Below are 15,217 nucleotides of genomic sequence, written 5' to 3'. Positions count from 1 at the left end.
CCGGTGTGACCCGTTGCGTACCCCCGGCCCCGGCAGCGTCACCTTGTCACCCGGCTCCCCGCGCCCGGTGGCACCGCAATTCCATGACCCGTGACGCAAAAGCGCCGTGCACCCCCGTCCGCTACAGCGGGGGTGCACGGCAACTCGGGAGGGCGCTCAGCCCGCCAGGGCCGGCTCAGGGGCGCCAGGTGTGGGGGCCGTCGCCGCGGGTGTCCGGCGTCGGCCACCGACGAGGACCGCGGTCAGTCCGACCGCCGCCCACAGGCCGAGTGTCAGCGCCGCGCGGCCTGCCGCACTGCCGTCGAAGAAGGCGACGGACCGCAGCAGCGACCCGCCCGCCCCCGGCGGCAGCACCTGCCCGATGGCGCCGAGCGGCTGAGGCAGCAGCTCGGGTGCGCTGGTGATGCCGGAGAACGGGTTGCCCAGCAGCACCATCAGCAGGGCGCCGAGCCCGACCCCGGCCGGGCCGATCAGTGCGGCAAGCCCGGCCACGGATGCGCCGATGGCCAGCACGGTGAGCCCGAGCGCCCCGGCCTCGGTCCACCAGTCGCCCGTGATCGCCCCGAGCCAGCTGTCCGTGAGGGCCGCGGCGGCGATCCCGACGAGCGCGGCGACGCCGATCAGCGCCCCGGCGGCCCGGCCGCCGCGCAGCCTCAGCATCGTGACGGCGGATCCGGCGGCGACACCCGCGATCGCCAGCGGCAGGATGCTCGCGCCGAGCACGCTGCCACGCGGATCCCCGGCCGGAGCCGCCACGACATCCGTGACGTGCACCTGGCTGCCGGCCACGGCCTGAGTGGTGACGGCCTCGCGGAGCAGCTGGGCCACCACCGGGCTCGCCGCCGAGGCGGTCAGCAGCTGCGGCCCCTTCGGTGTGATCACGACCGCGCCGTATACGACCCGGTCCTCGACGGCGGTACGGGCCGCGGCCCCGTCGTCGAAGCGGTGGATCTCGAAGGCGTCCCCGTGCTGCTCGAACTGCTGCTGAAGCCGGTCGGCGGCCGGTGCGGAGCCCGCGATGCCCACCGGGAGGTCCCGTGGTGCGATCCGGGCGGCGGGCCAGGCGAAGGCCCAGAGTGCGATGGTCACCACCACGGGGATCAGGAGGACGACCGCCACCGTGCGGCGGTTCGGAGTGGCGGGCACGGGAGGCCTCGATTCAAAGAGAAGGATCGTTCGTTTTACTGCGGTCACACTGTCCTCCAGCGTCGTTCCTTGTCAAGAAGGAACGTTCGTTTTAGATTGAGGTCATGGCTCGCGTATCCCAGGCACACCTCGACGCCCGCCGCCGGCAGATCCTCGACGGCGCCGCACGCTGCTTCGCGCGGAACGGCTTCCACGGCACCTCCATGCAGGACGTGCTGCAGGAGGTAGGGCTTTCGGCGGGTGCGGTCTACCGCTACTTCAGCGGCAAGGACGATCTGATCGCGGCCATCGCCGGAGAGGCGGTCGGCAGTGTCCGGCAGGCGTTCGAGGAGGCAGCCCGGGTCAACCCGCCCCCCACCCCCGATGTGCTGATCGGCCGTGTGACACGGACGCTGTTCGTTGGAGAAAGCCGCGGAATGGACCGACGGGCCTACGCCGGGCTGATCGTGCAGGTGTGGTCCGAGGCCCTGCGCAGCGAGCGGCTGGCCGGCACCCTCGGCGAGGCGTACGGAGGGCTGCGGCTGGCCTGGGCCGAGCTGGTCGAGGTCTACCGCGAGGCAGGCATCCTGGCCGCCGATGTGCCGTCCGATCATGTGGCCCGCACTCTGATCGCCACCGCCCAGGGGTTCATCGTGCAGCTGGCGATGTTCGACGACGCCGCGCCCGAGGTGCTGGAGAACGGGCTGCGCGGCCTCATGTCCATGGACCTGCGAAAGATCAGTTAACGCGCCGGAAAAACTTCCGCCCTAACGTGCAATACCTCGGCGTGAGACGTCGGTTCTGAGTTCAACAGTCTGTTGAGCACAGTTAATGTCTCGCTGCGCCCGGCACCGGTACCGGGCGGAAGACTGTGAGGTGGAAGCGTTGCAACTGACCCCGCATGAGCAGGAACGCCTGCTCATCCATGTGGCCGCCGACGTGGCGGAGAAGCGTCGGGCGCGTGGACTGCGACTCAACCACCCCGAGGCGGTGGCGCTGATCACCGCGCATCTGCTGGAGGGTGCCCGCGACGGGCGTACGGTCTCCGAACTGATGGCGTCCGGGCGGAAGGTACTCACCCGGGACGACGTCATGGACGGGATCCCCGAGATGATCCACGACGTCCAGGTCGAGGCCACCTTCCCGGACGGCACCAAGCTGGTCACCGTCCATGATCCGATCGTCTGACGGGGCGCCGCCGATGATCCCCGGAGAGATCCTCCACGCGGACGGGCCCGTGCCGCTCAACCCGGGCCGCCCCGTCACCCGCCTCACCGTCCTCAACGCCGCCGACCGGCCCGTCCAGGTCGGCTCGCACTACCACTTCGCCGAGGCCAACCCCGGCCTCGAGTTCGACCGTCCGGCCGCCCACGGCCTGCGGCTGAACATCGCCGCCGGGACCGCGGTCCGCTTCGAGCCCGGCATCCCCGTCGACATCGAACTCGTGCCCCTCGCCGGACGGCGCATCGTCCCGGGCCTGCGCGGCGAAACCGGAGGTGCCCTCGATGGCTGAGCTCAACCGCGCCGTATACGCCGATCTGTTCGGGCCGACCACCGGCGACCGCGTCCGGCTCGCCGACACCGATCTGCTCGTCGAGATCGAGGAGGACCGCTCCGGAGGCCCGGGACTGGCCGGCGACGAGGCGGTGTTCGGCGGTGGAAAGGTGATCCGCGAATCGATGGGCCAGGCGCGCACCACCCGGGCCGAGGGGGCTCCCGACACCGTCATCACAGGCGCCGTCATCATCGACCACTGGGGCGTCGTCAAGGCGGACATCGGCATCCGCGACGGCCGGATCACCGGCATCGGCAAGGCCGGCAACCCGGACACGATGGACGGCGTCCACCCCGACCTCGTCATCGGTCCGGAGACCGAAATCATCGCGGGCAACGGCAAGTTCGTGACGGCGGGTGCTGTCGACGCACACGTCCACTTCATCTCGCCGACCATCGTCGACCAGGCGCTCTCCGCCGGTGTCACCACTCTCGTCGGCGGCGGCACCGGCCCGGCCGAGGGCACGAAGGCCACCACGGTCACGCCGGGCGCCTGGCACCTCGCCCGGATGTTCGACTCGCTGGAGGCCTACCCCGTCAACATCGGACTGCTCGGCAAGGGCAATACGATGTCCGGCGACGCTCTGCGGGCCCAACTGCGCGGCGGAGCCCTCGGATTCAAGATCCATGAGGACTGGGGGGCCACTCCGGCCGTCATCGACGCCTGTCTGGAGGTGTGTGAGGAGAGCGGCGCTCAGCTCGCCATCCACACGGACACCCTCAACGAGGCCGGTTTCGTGGACGACACCCTCGCCGCGATCGCCGGGCGCTCCATCCACGCGTACCACACCGAAGGTGCCGGCGGCGGGCACGCGCCGGACATCATCACCGTGGTCTCGGAGCCCTACATCCTGCCCAGCTCGACCAACCCCACCCGGCCGCACACCGTCAACACCATCGAGGAACACCTCGACATGCTGATGGTCTGCCACCACCTCAATCCGGCCGTCCCGGAGGACCTGGCGTTCGCCGAGTCGCGGATCCGGCCGTCCACCATCGCGGCCGAGGACATCCTCCACGACCTCGGAGCGATCTCCATCATCTCTTCCGACTCCCAGGCCATGGGCCGCGTCGGCGAGGTCGTCCTACGCACGTGGCAGACCGCCCATGTGATGAAGAAGCGCCGCGGTCCGCTGCCCGGCGACGGGCGGGCGGACAACCATCGGGTGCGTCGATATGTCGCCAAATACACCATCAACCCTGCCGCCGCCCAGGGGCTCGACCAGGAGATCGGTTCCGTCGAGACCGGCAAACTCGCGGACCTGGTGCTGTGGGACCCGGCCTTCTTCGGCGTCAAGCCGCAGACCGTCATCAAGGGCGGACAGATCGCATACGCACAGATGGGCGACGCCAACGCGTCCATCCCCACCCCGCAGCCGGTGATGCCCAGGCCGATGTTCGGCGCACTCGGCCGGGCGCCTGCCGCCAACTCGTTCAACTTCGTGGCGGGCGCGGCCATCGAGGACGGGTTGCCGGAACGCCTCGGACTCGGCAAACGTTTCGTGCCGATCACCAGCACCCGGGGGGTCACCAAGGCGGACATGCGGGAGAACGACGCGCTGCCGCGGGTCCAGGTCGATCCGGACAGCTTCGCCGTGACCATCGACGGCGAACCGGTCGAACCCGCACCCGCTGCCGAACTCCCCATGGCCCAGCGCTACTTCCTCTTCTGAGACAGGTCATGTGATGAGCCGCGCAGCACTGCTCGTCCTCGCCGACGGCCGGTTCCCCGCCGGAGGGCACGCCCACTCCGGCGGCGCCGAGGCGGCCGTCGAGGCGGGACGTATCCGCAACGCCGAGGACCTTGCCGCCTTCTGCCGGGGGCGCCTGCACACCGTCGGACTCACCTCCGCCGCACTCGCCGCGGCGGCCGCCCACGGCCTCGACCCGCTCGCGCTCGACGAGGCCGCCGACGCCCGCACCCCGTCACCCGCGCTGCGGGCGGTCGCGCGCAAGCTCGGCCGTCAGCTGATGCGGGCCGCCCGCGCCACCTGGCCCAGCCCCGAACTCGCCGCACTCGCGGAGGCCCGGCCGCGCGGTGCCCACCAGCCGGTCGTGCTCGGCCTCACCGCACGCGCGGCGGGTCTCGGACCCGAGGACGCCGCGCACTGCGTGGCGTACGAAGCGGTCAGCGGACCGGCCACCGCGGCGGTCCGGCTGCTCTCCCTCAACCCCTTCGAGGCCACCGCCGTCCTCGCCCGCCTCGCGCCCGAACTCGACCGGGTCGCCGAACAGGCGGCCGCCGCCGTTGGTCATGGCATCGACGCGCTGCCCGCCGCCTCCGCGCCTCTGCTCGACGTCACCGCCGAAGCGCACGCCGCCTGGCCGGTGCGCCTGTTCGCCTCGTAGGACCGCCCGCACCCCACTTCCCAGGAGCCGCACCCCATGCACCTCGACCACTCCCACGAAGGCCCGGCCGCCATCGGTGCCGACGCCGCACGCGCCGACGGCACCCGTCGCGCCCTGCGCATCGGGCTCGGCGGCCCGGTCGGCTCCGGCAAGACGGCGACCGTCGCAGCGCTCTGCCGCACGCTGCGCGACCAGCTGTCCATCGCCGTCGTCACCAATGACATCTACACCCGCGAGGACGCCGCGTTCCTGCTGCGCAACGCCGTGCTGCCGCCCGAGCGCATCCAGGCCGTCGAGACCGGCGCCTGCCCGCACACCGCCATCCGCGACGACATCTCGGCCAACCTCGAGGCCGTCGAGGACCTGGAGGACACCGTCGGCCCGCTCGATCTGATCCTCGTCGAGTCCGGCGGCGACAACCTCACCGCCACCTTCTCCAAAGGTTTGGTCGACGCCCAGATCTTCGTCATCGATGTGGCGGGCGGTGACGACATCCCGCGCAAGGGCGGTCCCGGCGTCACCACCTCCGACCTTCTCGTGATCAACAAGACCGACCTCGCCCCGTACGTCGGCTCCGACCTGGACCGGATGGCCCGCGACGCCGCGGAGCGGCGCGGCACACTCCCTGTCGTCCTCACGTCCCTCACCTCCGGCGGAGGAGTCGGGCCCGTCGCGGACTGGGTACGGGCGCAGCTCGCCGCCTGGACCGCATGAGCGTCCACGCGACCGCCAGGATCACCGCCGTCCCGGACGGCCGCGGCGCCACGGCTCTCCCCGTCCTCGAGAGCGACGGGCCGCTCGCCCTGCGCCGGACCAGGACCGACGTCGCCCCGAGCGCCCGGGTCACCGTCGTCGGTGCGATGAGCGCACCGCTGGGCGGCGACCGGCTGGCCATCGAGGCGCGGGTCGAGGACGGCGCCCGGCTCACGGTGGACTCCGCGGCGGCGACCGTGGCGCTCCCCGGCCCCGGACCGGATGTCCGACCCGCCACATACGACATCGAGTTGAAGGTCGGGGAGGGGGCGGAGCTCAACTGGCTCCCGGAGCAGCTCATTTCGGCGTGGGGCAGCGAGCTGCGCATGACCACCAGGGTCGAACTCGCCGAAACCGCAAGGCTGGTGCTTCGGGAGGAACAGATTCTCGGACGCCACGGCGAGACCACCGGCACTCTCGTCAGCCGTCTCACCGTCCGCCGCGCCGGGCGCCCGCTTCTCGACCAGCAGGTGGCGTACGGACCGGGGGCGCCCGGCGGCTGGGACGGTGGCGCCGTGCTCGGCGGACATCGTGCGGTCGGCCAGCTCCTCGTCGTGGACCCGGTGTTCGAGGAAAGGTGCCCCGATACGAGGCTGCTGGGGACGACCGCCGTTCTCACCCGGCTGGTCGGCCCCGCGGTACTGGTGACCGCCGTGGCGCCCGACGCACGGCTGCTGCGCAACGTCCTGGACGATGCCCTGGACGAGGTGCTGGCCGGCTGACGCGGTTGCGCACCGCTCAGCGGGACACGGGTGTCCGGTTATCGATTCGGTAAAGAAGTGCGTGTACGCCCTGTTCTCAGGAACCTCACAGGAGACAGGATCCGCGGGAGGTCTCGATGTGAACTGCGCTGCTGATCGCGGCGCTTCAGACGATGGGGGAGGTTCCACTTGAGACGCACAGCAGTGCTCGGCTCGGCCGGCACTCTGATCGCGGGCACGCTCATAGCGGGCGCGATAGCCGCACCGACGGCCACGGCCGACGGCCGCCACCACAGCGGTTCGGAGGCGCGCGGCGTCCAGATCGCCGCCGCACGTGCGGCCCACACCGGCATCGACTGGAAGGACTGCCCGGCGGACTGGGCCCTGTCCACTCCGATTCAGTGCGGCTGGGTGACCGTACCGCTCGACTACGCCAAGCCCCACGGCAAGCAGATCAAGCTCGCCGTCGACCGGCACGTCAGCACCGGCACGAAGGCGGAGCGGCAGGGCGCGCTGCTCTACAACCCGGGTGGCCCCGGCGGCTCCGGGCTGCGGTTCCCCACCCGGATCACCAACAAGAACCCGCTGTGGACGAAGGCCGCGAAGGCGTACGACTTCGTCGGCTTCGACCCCCGCGGTGTCGGCCACTCGGCGCCGATCTCCTGCGTCGACCCGCAGGAGTTCGTGAAGGCCCCGAAGGCCGACCCGGTACCCGACAGCGAGGCCGACAAGCGCGCCCAGCGCAAGCTCGCCGCCGAGTACGCGGACGGCTGCGCCGAGCGCAGCGGCGACATGCTGCCCCACATGACGACGCCGAACACCGCACGCGACCTGGATGTCATCCGCGCCGCGCTCGGTGAGAAGAAGCTCAACTTCCTGGGCGTCTCCTACGGCACCTATCTGGGGGCGGTCTACGGCACGCTGTTCCCGGACCACGTCCGGCGCATGATCGTCGACAGCGTGGTCAACCCGGCGAAGGACAACATCTGGTACGAGGCCAACCTCAACCAGGACATCGCCTTCCAGCAGCGCTGGGAGGACTGGACGGCGTGGGTGGCCAAGAACGACGCGGCCTTCCACATCGGCACCACTCCTGCCCAGGTCGAGCAGGAGTGGCTCAAGCTGCGCGCTTCGGCCAAGAAGAGCCCGATCGGCGGCGTCGTCGGACCCGCCGAACTCATCGGTTTCTTCCAGAACGCGCCGTACTACGACTCCACCTGGGTGCTCGTCGCCCAGACCTGGAGCGACTACCGGGCGGGCGACACCCAGGCGCTGGTCGACGCCGCGGGCCCCGACATGTCGGATCTCGCGGGGAACGCCTCCTCGGAGAACGGCAACGCCGTGTACACGGCTGTCGAGTGCGCGGACGCCAAGTGGCCCACCAGCTGGCAGAAGTGGGACCGCGACAACACCCGGCTGCACAAGGACTACCCGTTCATGACCTGGGCCAACGCCTGGATGAACCTGCCTTGTGCGACCTGGTCGGCCAAGCAGCAGACCCCGCTGGAGGTCAAGACCGGCAAGGGCCTGCCGCCGGTGCTGATCGTGCAGTCCACGCGTGACGCCGCCACTCCGTACGAGGGCGCCGTCGAGCTGCACAAGCGTTTCAAGGGCTCGCGTCTGATCACCGAGAAGGACGCCGGCTCGCACGGCGTCACGGGCCTGGTCAACCCCTGCATCAACGACCGGGTGGACAACTACCTGCTCACCGGGCAGACCGACCGGCAGGACGTGACGTGCGCCCCGCACGCCACCCCGAAGCCGTAGGCAGCTGAGTGAGGGGGACGGGCGGCCGGAGGATCATCACCGGCCGTCCGTCTCCGCGTACGGGCCCCGCTCGCCGGCCCCGGCCCTACCGCATCGGCCGCTCCCGGTCGTACCGCTCCAGCCAGGCGTCCTCCGCCTCATAGTCGAACAGGCCCTCGCCGTACGCGCGCAGCATCGCCGGGAAGGCGTCCCGCCAGTCCCGGCCGTCCAGCTGCCCGACGAGCCACTCGACGGTCTCCGGCAGCGACTCCACGTAGCCCGTCACCGGCCGGTAGCCGAGCTCCTTCGCGGCAGCCGTCATGTCGTACACGATGGGATGGGCGCTGGTCCACGGCGTCTCGCCGACCTCGCCCACCGGCGGCGCTCCGTGCACCAGCACCGTCTCCGTCTCCCGGCCGAGCACCCCGTCGACGGCCGCCGCGATCTCCGCGACCGTGGGCGCCTGAGGATCGGCCGCGTTGAGCACCCTCGACCCGGGCTGCCCGGCGGCGAGCCGGATCAGCTCGGCCACGTTGGACACATGGACCGGATGGAAGCGGCTCGTGCCGTCGTACGCGAGCACCCGTCGTCCGCGCCCGTCCAGCAGCCGCTTCACGAAGTACAGCTCGCGCGGCGAGCGGCAGTGCGGGCCATGGATCGCACCGGCCCGCAGCAGCGTCACAGGCAGGGTGTCCCCCGCCGCCAGCAGATCCCGCTCCAGCCGGACCTTCCTGGTCCCGTACGTCGCATCCCCCGGTGCCACCGTGCGCTGCGTCTCCGGGATCGGCACCGGGTACCGCGGTGCCCCGTCGGGCTCGCCCTGGGTGTCGAAACTGCGTCCGCGATCGTCCTCGTACACCGCACCGCTGGAGATGACGACCGCGGAACCTATCCGGTCGGCGAGCCCGGTCAGCTGCCGGGCGTGCTGCTCGCCGTACGCCACCATGTCGACGAGTACGTCACAGCCGTCACCCAGCGCCGCGGCGAACGCCCCCTCCTCGTCCCGGTCGAGGGCCGTCGTCCGCACGCCGTCGGCCCATTGCTCGTCCCGCCCACCGCCGCGCGAGGCCGCCGTCACCTCCCAGCCGTCCTCGACGAGCGCCCGCACCGCGGCCCGCCCGATCTGTCCCGTCGCTCCAAGAATCCATGCCTGCCCTTTGCCCATGGAGGGAACGCTAGGCGGAGGCGGCCCCGTCCGGCCATGCGAGTTCGCCGATCGCGGATTCGCGTTCAGCGTCGCAGTCTCGGGAACTTCTTCGTCTGTTCGGCCTGCCCGGCCTTCACCTTGACTGCGTACTCGTCGACGTACTCCTGACCGGAGAGCCCGAGGATCGCGTACATGATCTCGTCGGTGACCGCCCGGATCGCCGCCTTCTGGTTCTCCATCCCGGCATAGCGGGAGAAGTCCAGGGGCTCACCGAATCGGATGGTGACCCGCTTGATCCGCGGGACGACCTTGCCGGGAGGCTGGATCTCGAACGTACCGACCATGGCGCACGGCACCACCGGCACCTGCGCCTTGATCGCCATCACCGCGACACCGACCTTGCCCTTGTAGAGCCGGCCGTCGTGCGAACGGGTCCCTTCCGGATAGATCCCGAGCAGCTCGCCCTTGTTCAGCACCCCGAGGCCTTCACGGATCGCGGCCTGCCCCGCTTCCTTGCCGGACCGGTCCACCGGGATCTGCCCGGCGCTGTGGAAGAACGCGGCGGTCAGCCGCCCCTTCAGCCCCGGGCCGGTGAAGTACTCCGCCTTGGCGAGGAAGGTGATGCGCCGCTTGATGATCGCGGGCATCAGGAAATGGTCGGAGAACGACAGATGGTTACCGGCGACGATCGCCGCGCCCTCCTCCGGAATGTGCTCCAGTCCCTCGATCCTGGGCCGGAACAGCAACCGCAGCAACGGCCCCAGAATGACGTATTTGAGCACGTAATAGAACACGGGGCGGCTCCTAGCTCTGCCGGATCGGCTCCAGGGCTGCATTCTGCCAGGTCAGCGGAGATCTCAGGGAGGACAGCCTATGTGCAGCCGGCGTCACATGTAACCGTCTTCGGGCGGGTAGAAGCCGACCCGCTGCTGACTCCACTGACAAGGTGTCAGCTGGGTGCCGCACGGGAGTCGGTGCGGGCCGGGGTCGGTCCGACGAGGGAGGTCCGGTCACGGCGCATGAGTCGGGAAGCAGTCCCGGCGGGTCCGACTCCCGAGGTCACGGACGCGGCGTCCAAGGAGACATGCCTGCCACCAGGTGGTCGCACTGGTCACGCGCGTGGCGCAGGATGTCCAAGTGCCCGGTGTGGAAAAGATCGTAGGCGCCCCGACGTGTAGCCCACGCGATGCGCCTTGTTCGACGGCACAGACGCCCCCGCGATCGATGATGTCCCCCTGTGCGTACTCCTGCGCGGGGATGTGCGGACTTTGACGATAGCGTCCATGCTCGGTGCAGGAAGGGTGAACAATTGGGGTGCGTCCTGGTTCACTGCCGAGCAGTGCGCGGGACCGGGGGTCCCGTAGGGCGCGGACACACAGGGGAGGCCGCCGAGGCGGCCGGGGGGAGGGTTTCGTCGCGTGACACACATCCACGACGAGCGTCGCAATCGTGCCGGGAGCGGGGCTGCCCGTGCAGCGGCCTCCGTGCCGCGGCAGCGCGCCACACAGCCGGACGGCACCGCAGTCGAGGAGGATGAACTCGCATCGAAGAGACGCCGGTTGCTCCTGGTGTCCACCAACTACGCGCCCGAGCACACGGGTATCGGCCCGTACGCCACCGGCATCGCCGAGCACTGGGCGAGCCGCGGGCATGACACCCACGTCCTCGCCGGGCTTCCGCACTACCCGTCCTGGCGCCTCGACCCCGCCTACGGCAAGGTGTGGCGGGTCACCGAGCAGCGGGCCGGAGTCACCGTGCATCGCAGGCGGCACAGCGTCCCACCGCGCCAGAGCGCCCTGCGCAGGGCCCTGTTCGAGAGCTCGATACTCGCGCACGGTCTCGTCGCGCCGCCCCGCACCGGCCGCCTCGACGCCGTGCTCGCCCAACTGCCCAGCCTCGCCGGAGGCGTGCTCGGCGCCCGCGTCGCCGCTCGCCACCGGGCACCGTACGTTCCGGTCGTGCAGGACCTCATGGGGGCGGCCGCCGCCCAGTCCGGCATCCAGGGCGGTGGCCGCGCCGCCGAACTGGCCGAGCGCGCGGAGTCGTGGGTGCTGCGGCGTGCCACTCTGGTCGGCGTCATCCACGAGACGTTCGTCGAGCGGGTTCGGGCGATGGGCGTGGATCCGGGGCGGATACGCCTGGTACCCAACTGGTCGCACATACAGGCCCCTTCGGCACCGCGTGAGCGTACCCGCGAGCGGCTCGGCTGGGGGCCGGAGCAGACCGTGGTCCTGCACTCGGGGAACATGGGTCTCAAGCAGGGCCTGGAGGTACTGGTGGACGCCGCCCGCCGCGACCCGGCCACCCGTATCGTCCTGATGGGCGACGGCAACCAGCGCGAGCATCTCGCCGAACTGGCCGAGGGGCTGCCCAACCTGGAGTTTCTGCCGGCCGTGGACGACGCCGACTTCCCCGACGTCCTGGCCGCCGCCGACGTCCTCGCCGTGACCCAGCGCGCCTCCGTCCTCGACATGAGCGTCCCCTCCAAGCTCACCTCCTACTTCGCGGCCGGCCGCCCGGTGGTCGCCTCGGTCGCCGCCGAAGGCGGTACGGCCCGCGAAGTGCTGCGCTCAGGTGCCGGAATGCTTGTGGAACCGGAGAATCCTGATCAGTTCTTGTCAGCGGTGCGTAGACTCGCCGAAGATCCGAAGATGGCGCACGAGTTGGGCGCGGCGGGTCCGCGCCATGTAGCGGCCCATCTGTCACGGGAGGCGGGTCTCGCGCGCATCGACGCGCTGATCGACGAGGCAATGGGGGGACTTGGAAGGTGAACGAGACACACGTTCCCGCCCGGGGGGAGGACGAGCCGGAGCAGTTGCGTGAGCAGTTCCGCCAACTGCTGCGCTACCGGTGGCTGATAGGCGGCGGTGTCGGCATCGGACTGATGGCCGGCGCCTGGCTCGGCGTCACCGGCGCCGACAGCTACGCCGCCACCACCGACATCGTGCTCCGCGCCCCCACCAGCGACCCCTTCGCGCCGACGCTCTCCGGTGACAAGGCGCTGAACATGGGGTCCGAGCGGCAGACGGCCCTCAGCCGCTCGGTCGCACAAGGCGCCGCGAAGCAGCTCGACATGAGCGCGGACGAGGTGGACCAGCTCCAGGGCGGGCTCCAGGTCACCAACCCGCCGCAGACCCTCGTGCTGCACTTCACGTACAACGCGTCCGACCCCAAGGAGGCGGCGAGCCGCGCCAACGCCCTCACCGCGTCGTACATCGACATGCGCAAGGACCAGTGGGAGTCCGTCCGCGACTCGATGCTCAAGAGTCTGCAGGACCAGCTCGATCCGGTCGCCAAGCAGAACGACGAGCTCTCCCGGCAGATCAAACAGCTCCCCGACGGATCCGCCGCGGACTCCGCCTACGCGGTGCAGGCCAACCTGCTCAACCGCATCACCGACCTCCGCAGCAAGATCACCAGCCTGAAGGCGCTCGACATGACGCCCGGCAACGTGATCCGCAACGCCACGGTCCCCGCCTCGTCCGACGGGCCCGGTCTGCCGCTGTCGCTCGGTTTCGGCGGCCTCGTCGGCGTCGGCCTCGGCCTGCTCGGCGCCTGGGTGCGGCTCGTCTTCGACCCGGCGCCCCGCTCGGCCGGTGACGTCGCCCGCGCCGTACGCGGTCCCGTCCTCGGCGCGCTGCCGCGCGGCTCGGCGGGCACCCTGGTGGTCGGCCACACCGACTCCCGTGCGGCAGAGGAGTACCGCTCGATCGCCTTCCGCCTCGCCTACGACGATCGGTTCGCGGACCGGCGCCGCCTGCTCGTCGTCGCCCCGCGCGGCTCCATGGAGTCGAGCGTCGCCGTCGCGGTCAACCTCGCCGCCTCGTTCGCCGAGACCGGCAAGAACGTCCTGCTGGTGGAGGCCGACCTGCGCACCCCGTCGCTCTCCGAGCGGCTCCACGTGTCCGCCGCCTCCCGGCCCCGCTGGAGCCGTAGCGGCGAGCACGCCGAGGGCGAGTGGCCGAGCCGAGGGCAACTCCTCGTCGATGCGGGCGAGTCGGGAGCCTTCGGGCTGGTCCCCGGCGAGCGCGTGCGCAACGTACCGCGCGCGCTGACCTCCGCCCGGACCACCCGGCTGATCGCCGAGGCCGACGATCCGGACGCCACCGTCGTCGTCGTGGCCCCGCCCGTCCTCGCGTACGCCGACGCCCTCGCGCTCGTCGACCGTGTCGACGGCGTGCTCATCGTCTGCGACCCGCGGACCGTGCACCGAGCCGACCTGATGCGTATCCGCGAGCTGATCGTCGGCGCGGGCGGCACCGTCCTCGGCGCGGTGACGCACACCGACTCCAAGCGGGTCCGTGCGTCCGGCGCGCGCCGCACAGGCGGACGGCGGGCGCCCAAGAGGCAGCCGGCCAGGACCCCCGAGCCCACCAACAGCTCCGAACCCGAGCGGCACTTCGAGGGCGACGGAAGCGACACAGTTGCGCTGCGCACCGTCCGCTCGGGAGACCGGTGACCGTCCTGCAGGAACAGCCGCCGTCCGAGCAGCCGTCGGGGCCGCCGCGTACCCCGCGGCGGTCGGCGGCCGCCCTCGCCTCCGTGCTCGACCAGGCGGCGTCCAGTCTCACCAACATCGCCGTGCTGGTGATCGCCGCCCGCGTCTCCACGGCGCACGGCTTCGCCACCTTCTCGATGGTGTACCTCACCTTCACGGTGCTGCTCGGCCTCAACATGGCCTACGTCGGCCAGGCCGTGGTCCTCACCCGGGGTGACACCGTCACCACCGGCGCCGCCTGCCGGTCCGCGATCGCGTTCACTTCCCTCGCCTCCACCGTCGCCGGTGTGCTGCTCGCCGCCGTCGGCGCGGTGACCGGCGCCGTCACCGGCGGCTGGGCCGGCCCCGGCGGAGCCTTCCTCGCCCTCGGACTCGTCCTGCCCCTGGTCCTGGTGCAGGACGGACTGCGGTACGCGTTCTCCACCCTGCGGCGGCCCGGCCTGGCCCTGGCCGCCGACAGCCTGCGCCTGGTGTGCGTGGTTCCGGCGCTGCTGCTCCAGCCCCGGCACGCCGCGCCCGGGCTCCTCGTGGCGGTGTGGGGCGCATCGGCCGTCCCGGCGCTGGTGCTCGGCCTGTGCCTGCTGTGGCCCAAGGTCCGCGGCACGCGGGCGGACCTGCGGCCCTACGTACGCCGTGGGCACCTCGGGCAGCGCTTCGTCGTGGAGTTCGCCGTGGGTAACGCCTCCAGCCAGCTCGCCGTGCTGGGGCTGGGCCTGTTCGCCGCCCCGCTGGCGGTCGGTGCCCTGCGCGGGGCCACCACACTCTTCGGGCCGCTCAACGTCCTGTTCAACTCGGTCAACGCCTTCGGGCCGCCGCTGCTGAACCGGCTGGGCGGCCGGCGGGCCACCACTCGCGCCGCCGCGCTGCTCGGCCTCGTGCTCAGTGCCGTCGGCCTCGCCTGGGGTCTCGTGCTGTACGCCCTTCCCGACCACGTGGGGCGCCAACTCCTCGGCGCCACGTGGCAGTCGGCCGCCGCGCTGCTGCCCGCCTCGGGCGCCCAGTACGCGGTGATGGGCCTTGGCACCTGCGCCCTGGTGACCCTGCGCGTACTCAGCCCGCGCGCCACCCTGTCGGTCCAGGTGGTGTTCTCGCTGCTCTCGGTCGTCCTCATGCTCGCCGGATACCTGCTGACAGGCTCGGCGCTCGGAGCCGCCTGGGGTCTGGCCGCGGGCTCCGCGCTCAAGGCGGTGGCGGCCTGGTCCCGGGTCGCGCGCCTGCGGGTGGAGGAGACGGCCCCGACGACGGCGGTTCCGGCGGTCCCCGCGAGCTGAGAGTCACTTCGTGGGCGGAAGGGACGGGAGGGTGCTCTGTGCGCTCGCCCAAGGGGCGGCGCACTCCTGGGGG

General features: G+C 71.4%; 14 protein-coding genes and 1 pseudogene. 11 read left to right on the top strand and 4 right to left on the bottom strand.

Annotated elements, in window-relative coordinates; all coding sequences use genetic code 11:
- Window positions 1-156: 156 nt before the first annotated feature.
- Window positions 157-1,146 carry an ABC transporter permease gene (locus tag ACFYP5_RS27695; protein WP_389041056.1) on the bottom strand — a complete coding sequence of 330 codons (990 nt, stop codon included), beginning with the start codon at window positions 1,144-1,146 and terminating at the stop codon, window positions 157-159.
- A 104-nt stretch (window positions 1,147-1,250) separates the two neighbouring features.
- On the opposite strand from ACFYP5_RS27695, the gene ACFYP5_RS27690 reads away from it, so the two are divergent.
- The 8 genes from ACFYP5_RS27690 to ACFYP5_RS27655 all read left to right on the top strand — a co-directional run bounded on the left by ACFYP5_RS27690 (window position 1,251) and on the right by ACFYP5_RS27655 (window position 8,249).
- A complete protein-coding gene (locus ACFYP5_RS27690; protein ID WP_389041054.1) occupies window positions 1,251-1,871 on the top strand; it encodes a TetR/AcrR family transcriptional regulator in 621 nt (206 codons plus the stop codon).
- 139 nt (window positions 1,872-2,010) lie between these two features.
- Window positions 2,011-2,313, top strand: coding sequence for an urease subunit gamma (locus tag ACFYP5_RS27685; RefSeq protein ID WP_176902329.1), 303 nt, complete (start codon window positions 2,011-2,013; stop codon window positions 2,311-2,313).
- Between the two features lie 13 nt (window positions 2,314-2,326).
- Entirely contained in the window at window positions 2,327-2,638 is a 312-nt protein-coding gene (locus ACFYP5_RS27680; RefSeq protein ID WP_313941476.1) for an urease subunit beta, read from the top strand.
- Window positions 2,631-4,352, top strand: coding sequence for an urease subunit alpha (locus ACFYP5_RS27675; protein ID WP_389041052.1), 1,722 nt, complete (start codon window positions 2,631-2,633; stop codon window positions 4,350-4,352). The genes ACFYP5_RS27680 and ACFYP5_RS27675 overlap by 8 nt, the downstream gene beginning before the upstream one ends.
- Before the next feature lie 13 nt (window positions 4,353-4,365).
- A complete protein-coding gene (locus ACFYP5_RS27670) occupies window positions 4,366-5,028 on the top strand; it encodes an urease accessory protein UreF (protein ID WP_389041050.1) in 663 nt (220 codons plus the stop codon).
- A gap of 36 nt (window positions 5,029-5,064) precedes the next feature.
- Window positions 5,065-5,742 (top strand): urease accessory protein UreG, encoded by a 678-nt coding sequence (gene ureG, locus ACFYP5_RS27665; RefSeq protein ID WP_389041049.1) that lies wholly within the window; start codon window positions 5,065-5,067, stop codon window positions 5,740-5,742.
- Entirely contained in the window at window positions 5,739-6,503 is a 765-nt protein-coding gene (locus ACFYP5_RS27660; protein ID WP_389041047.1) for an urease accessory protein UreD, read from the top strand. Before ureG ends, ACFYP5_RS27660 begins: the two co-directional genes overlap by 4 nt.
- 168 nt (window positions 6,504-6,671) lie before the next feature.
- Entirely contained in the window at window positions 6,672-8,249 is a 1,578-nt protein-coding gene (locus ACFYP5_RS27655) for an alpha/beta hydrolase (RefSeq protein ID WP_030921914.1), read from the top strand.
- A gap of 85 nt (window positions 8,250-8,334) precedes the next feature.
- Here ACFYP5_RS27655 and ACFYP5_RS27650 read toward each other — a convergent pair whose 3' ends face one another.
- From ACFYP5_RS27650 to ACFYP5_RS27640, 3 genes and pseudogenes are all read right to left on the bottom strand, one after another.
- The gene (locus tag ACFYP5_RS27650; RefSeq protein ID WP_389041044.1) at window positions 8,335-9,393 is read right to left on the bottom strand and encodes an NAD-dependent epimerase/dehydratase family protein; all 1,059 of its coding nucleotides are present in this window, start codon (window positions 9,391-9,393) and stop codon (window positions 8,335-8,337) included.
- A 65-nt stretch (window positions 9,394-9,458) separates the two neighbouring features.
- On the bottom strand, window positions 9,459-10,169 hold the full coding sequence (locus tag ACFYP5_RS27645; RefSeq protein ID WP_389041042.1) for a lysophospholipid acyltransferase family protein: 711 nt from the start codon (window positions 10,167-10,169) through the stop codon (window positions 9,459-9,461).
- 289 nt (window positions 10,170-10,458) lie between these two features.
- A pseudogene (locus ACFYP5_RS27640) lies at window positions 10,459-10,582 on the bottom strand (adenylyltransferase/cytidyltransferase family protein); the annotation flags it as partial.
- A 358-nt stretch (window positions 10,583-10,940) separates the two neighbouring features.
- On the opposite strand from ACFYP5_RS27640, the gene ACFYP5_RS27635 reads away from it, so the two are divergent.
- From ACFYP5_RS27635 to ACFYP5_RS27625, 3 genes are read left to right on the top strand one after another with little or no spacing between them, the layout of a single operon-like run.
- Window positions 10,941-12,146: a glycosyltransferase family 4 protein gene (locus ACFYP5_RS27635; RefSeq protein ID WP_389041272.1), complete on the top strand. Its 1,206-nt coding sequence runs from the start codon at window positions 10,941-10,943 to the stop codon at window positions 12,144-12,146.
- Window positions 12,143-13,834 (top strand): lipopolysaccharide biosynthesis protein, encoded by a 1,692-nt coding sequence (locus ACFYP5_RS27630; RefSeq protein ID WP_389041040.1) that lies wholly within the window; start codon window positions 12,143-12,145, stop codon window positions 13,832-13,834. The genes ACFYP5_RS27635 and ACFYP5_RS27630 overlap by 4 nt, the downstream gene beginning before the upstream one ends.
- Window positions 13,831-15,144 carry a hypothetical protein gene (locus ACFYP5_RS27625; RefSeq protein ID WP_389041039.1) on the top strand — a complete coding sequence of 438 codons (1,314 nt, stop codon included), beginning with the start codon at window positions 13,831-13,833 and terminating at the stop codon, window positions 15,142-15,144. Before ACFYP5_RS27630 ends, ACFYP5_RS27625 begins: the two co-directional genes overlap by 4 nt.
- Window positions 15,145-15,217: the final 73 nt, after the last annotated feature.

Source organism: Streptomyces sp. NPDC005262, assembly GCF_042872425.1.
Classification (GTDB): Bacteria; Actinomycetota; Actinomycetes; order Streptomycetales; family Streptomycetaceae; genus Streptomyces.
Note: the sequence above shows the minus strand (reverse complement) of the source record. Positions and strands in the feature narration are given on the sequence as shown.

What these genes read in the sequence shown, in the direction of transcription:
- ACFYP5_RS27690 (WP_389041054.1), top strand. Translation starts at nt 1,251, where the DNA reads ATGGCTCGCGTATCCCAGGCACACCTCGACGCCCGCCGCCGGCAGATC.
- ACFYP5_RS27680 (WP_313941476.1), top strand. Translation starts at nt 2,327, where the DNA reads ATGATCCCCGGAGAGATCCTCCACGCGGACGGGCCCGTGCCGCTCAAC.
- ACFYP5_RS27675 (WP_389041052.1), top strand. Translation starts at nt 2,631, where the DNA reads ATGGCTGAGCTCAACCGCGCCGTATACGCCGATCTGTTCGGGCCGACC.
- ACFYP5_RS27670 (WP_389041050.1), top strand. Translation starts at nt 4,366, where the DNA reads ATGAGCCGCGCAGCACTGCTCGTCCTCGCCGACGGCCGGTTCCCCGCC.
- ureG (WP_389041049.1), top strand. Translation starts at nt 5,065, where the DNA reads ATGCACCTCGACCACTCCCACGAAGGCCCGGCCGCCATCGGTGCCGAC.
- ACFYP5_RS27660 (WP_389041047.1), top strand. Translation starts at nt 5,739, where the DNA reads ATGAGCGTCCACGCGACCGCCAGGATCACCGCCGTCCCGGACGGCCGC.
- ACFYP5_RS27650 (WP_389041044.1), bottom strand. Translation starts at nt 9,393, where the DNA reads ATGGGCAAAGGGCAGGCATGGATTCTTGGAGCGACGGGACAGATCGGG.